Origin of the sequence: Thiolapillus sp. (assembly GCF_048562965.1) — a bacterium.
Taxonomy (GTDB): domain Bacteria; phylum Pseudomonadota; class Gammaproteobacteria; order Chromatiales; family Chromatiaceae; genus Thiolapillus; species Thiolapillus brandeum_A.
The window spans coordinates 1-4,608 of sequence record NZ_JBHNMF010000266.1 but is presented as its reverse complement, the minus strand read 5'-3'; the positions used below and the strand labels follow the sequence as shown (position 1 = coordinate 4,608).

General features: G+C 59.0%; 1 protein-coding gene and 1 pseudogene. Both read left to right on the top strand.

Annotated elements, in window-relative coordinates; translation table 11 throughout:
- Positions 1-307: 307 nt before the first annotated feature.
- Positions 308-1,420 carry a ribonucleotide-diphosphate reductase subunit beta gene (locus ACOCD2_RS12895; RefSeq protein WP_293646626.1) on the top strand — a complete coding sequence of 371 codons (1,113 nt, stop codon included), beginning with the start codon at positions 308-310 and terminating at the stop codon, positions 1,418-1,420.
- A 379-nt stretch (positions 1,421-1,799) separates the two neighbouring features.
- Positions 1,800-4,538 (top strand): annotated as a pseudogene (locus ACOCD2_RS12890) (ribonucleoside-diphosphate reductase subunit alpha); the annotation flags it as partial.
- Positions 4,539-4,608 lie beyond the last annotated feature (70 nt).

Below are 4,608 nucleotides of genomic sequence, written 5' to 3'. Positions count from 1 at the left end.
TACCGGGATCGCTTCACGCGACAGAGGGTGCAACCGCACCAACACCACGACGCCAGGCATCAGGCCTGCGCCTTCTACGTGGCACCTCCGACACCATTCGCGGTGTAATCATCCGATACCAGGACAGCAGGTTTTGGTCTGCATGCGCGTGCGCGCCAGAGCAAAATCGGTTGTGTGGTTTTCGTCAGCCTCGCTGACATAAGGTAGCCGACCTTCTTCGGCCACACACCCCCCCAGCGGGAGATACAGTTTCCCAATAGGGGGTGCTGTGTCTCCCGTTTGTCAATTTCAAAACAGGAGACACAAAATGCACTTAAACAATTGGGATAACCCCCTGGGACTGGCCACGTCAGCCCCCCCAAAACCGGCCCCTTCCCTGGAGCCGGAGGAACCGCCCGCCATCACGGCGCCTGCCGCAGAAGCGGTAAGCGCTGAGGATAAGCGGGTCATCAATGGCCAGACCGATATCAACCAGCTGGCGCCGTTCAAGTACCCTTGGGCCTGGGAATTCTTTCTCAACGCCAACAAGAACCACTGGACGCCGCTGGACATCAACATGGCCCAGGATGTGCAGGATTACCAGCACAAGCTCACCCTGGAGGAGCGCCACGTCTATGAGAGCGTGCTCGCCTACCTCACCACGAGCGATATCCTGGCCATGCGCAACATCGGCCTGGCGGTGATGGAAAAGATGACCGCCCCCGAGCTGCAGATCTACCAGGCGCGCCAGGTCTATGAAGAATCGGTGCATACCTGGACTTATCAGCACTGCATCGAAACCTTGGGCCTGGACCAGCTCGAGGTTTACAACCGCTACCGCGTGGTGCCGGAGATTCACCAAAAGATCCGGATTACCAACCAGAGGCTCGAGTCTGTGCTGCGGTCGGACATTGATCTGACCAACCGGGACGAGCTGGAAACCTTCGTCATGGCGTACACGTTTTTCGCTGGCGTTTTCGAAGGCTGCTGGTTCTACAACGGTTTCAGCCCCATCTTTGCCCTGCAACGCCGGGGCCTGATGAAGGGCACCGCCGAGCAGTTGCAGTACATCATGCGTGACGAAGTGCTTCACGCCAATTTCGGAATCAAGGTGGTCAACCAGATTCGCCTTGAAGAGGGGCTGACCCTCGATCCGAAAAAGCTGCGCGAGATGTGGGACCAGGCGGAGGCTGCGGAAGCGGCCTATGCGGGCTATATCCTGCGCGACCCCATCCTGGGATACTGCAAGGAAGATCACCTGGAGCAGTTCCGGTTCGTGGCCAACCGCCGCGCCCGGCAGCTGGAGATCGAAGAACCCTTCCCGGGCGCCCAGTGCGCCCTGCCATGGTTGGATGAACAAGCCAACCTGCGCAAGGAGAAGAATTTCTTCGAGACCACTGTAACTGACTATCAGGCCGGTTCGGCGCTCCAGTGGGGCTGATTTGTCAGTTACAGCATTAAGTGACTCAATTCACAGCAACGGGTGAATCAAAACATCGTAAGCGTCTGAATGTTCGGAAATGCTACGTGATTGAGAGTTCCTGGTTGGTATGGAGCCTCTTAGGCAAAGTCACCGATTGGTGTGAATGGCTGAGTCGGAAGATTGTGTGTTGGGCGCGTAAGTATCCGTTATCACAAGCTTTACCGAGTCAGTTAATCCCGTATCGAACAAAAATCACAGCATCTGGTGACGCTACCCGTCAAAACCGACGATTCGGCAGGGGAGCGTCACCGGTTGCTGTTACTCAAACCGGCCGTTCCACCCGACGTTCCAGTGGGAGAATGGCCTGAAACAAACTGGAAATAGGAGATAAAAGATGAAAACGATCAAGCGCAATGGCCAGGTGGTTGAATTTGATGCCACCAAGATCGAGGATGCGGTGAAGAACTGCATCCTCGATGCCGAAGGCCTGAAAGCCCCCGGCACCACCGTGGACGCGGCCAACAACAGCCGCATTCACGAGATTGCCCGGCGCATCACCACCCTGGTGGTCGACACGCTCAAGCGCCGGGACCGGGAGAATGTCCATATTGAAGACATTCAGGACCAGGTGGAACTTGCCCTGATGCGCGAGGGGCATCACCAGTACGCGCGGGCCTACGTGCTGTACCGCGAAGCCCGTGCCGAGGCGCGTCGGCAGGAACAGGCACCGGAGACGGTACCGCTGCACATGGTGGATGCCAACGGCGACAAGCAGCCGCTCGATTTCGGGCAGATCCGCGCGCGACTGGAGGCTATCACCGCCGGTCTGGAGGCTGACGCCGGGGCCATCATGGCCCGCTTCGAGCGCGATGTCTTCGATGGCATCGAGCAGGAAAAGGTCGAAGAGGCCCTGGCCATGGCAGCCAAGAGCCTCATCGAGAAAGATCCGGATTACTCCAAAGTGGCCGCGCGGCTGCTGCTGGAAAAAATCCGGCACGAGGCCTGCGGCCTGCTGGGCTTGGCCCCGGAGACCGGGTATCCGGAGTATTTCCGGGCCTATCTGCGCCGGGGCATCGAGCAGGGTATTCTCAATCCCGAGCTGGAGGCCTTTGATGTAGATACCCTGTCCGACATGCTCGACCCGGGCAGGGATCTTGAGTTCGACTACCTGGGCCTGCAGACCCTGTACGACCGCTACTTCATCCATGATGAAGAGGGCACCCATTACGAGCTTCCGCAGGCGCTGTTCATGCGGGTGGCCATGGGACTGTCCCTTAATGAAGTGGACAGGGAAAGTATCGCCGGACAGGTTTATAACAAACTGTCCGGGAGGGACTGCATGACGTCCACCCCCGCGCTGTTCAATGCGGGGTGCGTGCGGTCCCAGCTCTCGAGCTGTTACCTGACCACGGTGCCAGACGACCTTGATGGCATTTTCAGTGCCATCAAGGACAACGCCATGCTGTCCAAGTTCGCCGGCGGCCTGGGCAACGACTGGACCCCGGTGCGCGGCCTGGGCTCCCACATCAAGGGAACCAATGGCAAGAGCCAGGGCGTAGTGCCCTTCCTCAAGGTGGCCAATGACACGGCGGTAGCCGTGAATCAAGGCGGGCGGCGTCGCGGTGCGGCCTGCGCCTACCTGGAAACCTGGCACATCGACATCGAGGAGTTCCTGGAACTGCGCAAGAACACGGGCGATGAGCGCCGCCGCACCCATGACATGAACACGGCCAACTGGATTCCCGACCTGTTCATGAAGCGGGTGGCCGAGGAAGGCGAGTGGACCCTGTTCTCCCCCGACGAAACCCCGGACCTGCACGATCTGTCTGGCCGGGCCTTCGAGGAAGCCTACACGGCCTACGAGAAGAAGGCCAAGGCGGGGGAAATCAAGCTCCACAAAACGGTTTCGGCCGTGGAGCTGTGGCGCAAGATGCTGGGTATGCTCTTCGAGACGGGCCATCCCTGGATCGTGTTCAAGGACCCCTGCAACGTCCGCTACACCAACCAGCACCAGGGTGCGGTGCATAGCAGTAACCTGTGTACCGAGATCACCCTGCATACCAGCCGGGATGAAATCGCCGTCTGCAACCTGGCGTCCATCAACCTGATGGCGCACCTGAAAGACGGTGAAATCGACCGGGACAAGTTGCGGGACACCGTGCGCGTGGCCATGCGGGCGATGGACAACGTAATTGACATCAATTACTACAGCGTTCCCCAGGCTCGCCGCTCGAACCTGCAACACCGTCCGGTGGGGCTGGGCATCATGGGCTTCCAGGATGCACTCCAGGCGATGGGCATCCCCTATGCCTCGGAAGAAGCGGTGGAGTTTGCCGACCGCTCCATGGAGCTGGTGAGCTACTTCGCCGTTGAGGCCAGCAGTGACCTGGCTGCCGAGAAAGGACGATACCCCTCCTATGAGGGGAGCCTGTGGAGTCAGGGCATCCTGCCCATCGATTCCCTGGCGGTTCTGGCCGAGGAACGTGGCGGCTACCTGCAGTTGGACACCAGCACGATCCTGGACTGGGATGCGCTGCGGGAGAAGGTGAAGGCGCAGGGCATGCGTAACAGCAATGTTATGGCCATCGCCCCGACCGCAACCATCTCCAATATTTGTGGGGTGAGCCAGTCCATCGAGCCGGCCTATCAGAACCTGTTCGTCAAATCGAACCTGTCAGGAGAGTTTACTGTGCTCAACCGCCAGCTGGTGGAGGTGCTGAAGGAACGCGGCCTGTGGGACGACGTAATGGTCAACGACCTGAAGTATTACGACGGGTGTTTGGCCAACATCGAGCGGGTTCCCGAGGATCTGAAAGCCTTGTTTGCAACGGCTTTTGAAATCGATCCCCGGTGGCTGGTTGAAGCGGCTTCACGCCGCCAGAAATGGATTGACCAGGCCCAGAGTCTCAACCTGTATATGGCGGAGCCCTCCGGGAAACTGCTCGACAACCTCTACAAACTGGCGTGGGTACGGGGGCTGAAAAGCACCTACTACCTGCGTTCAGTGGGCGCGACCGGTGCGGAGAAAACCGTGAGCGAACCGCGGGCAGGCAAAGCAGGCCAGACGGCCGGGGCCGTGAACCATATAGGGTTCAAGCTTCCCGATGCCGTGGAAGTCTGTGACTCCTGTCAGTAGGCACATTTTCGCCCGATCTTTGATCGGGCATTTCTTATAGCCATTGCGAAGCAGTCGTTATAAGAAATGC

Bases quoted from the DNA above. Each gene is read 5' to 3' on its own strand.
- ACOCD2_RS12895 (WP_293646626.1), top strand. From the start codon at position 308: ATGCACTTAAACAATTGGGATAACCCCCTGGGACTGGCCACGTCAGCC.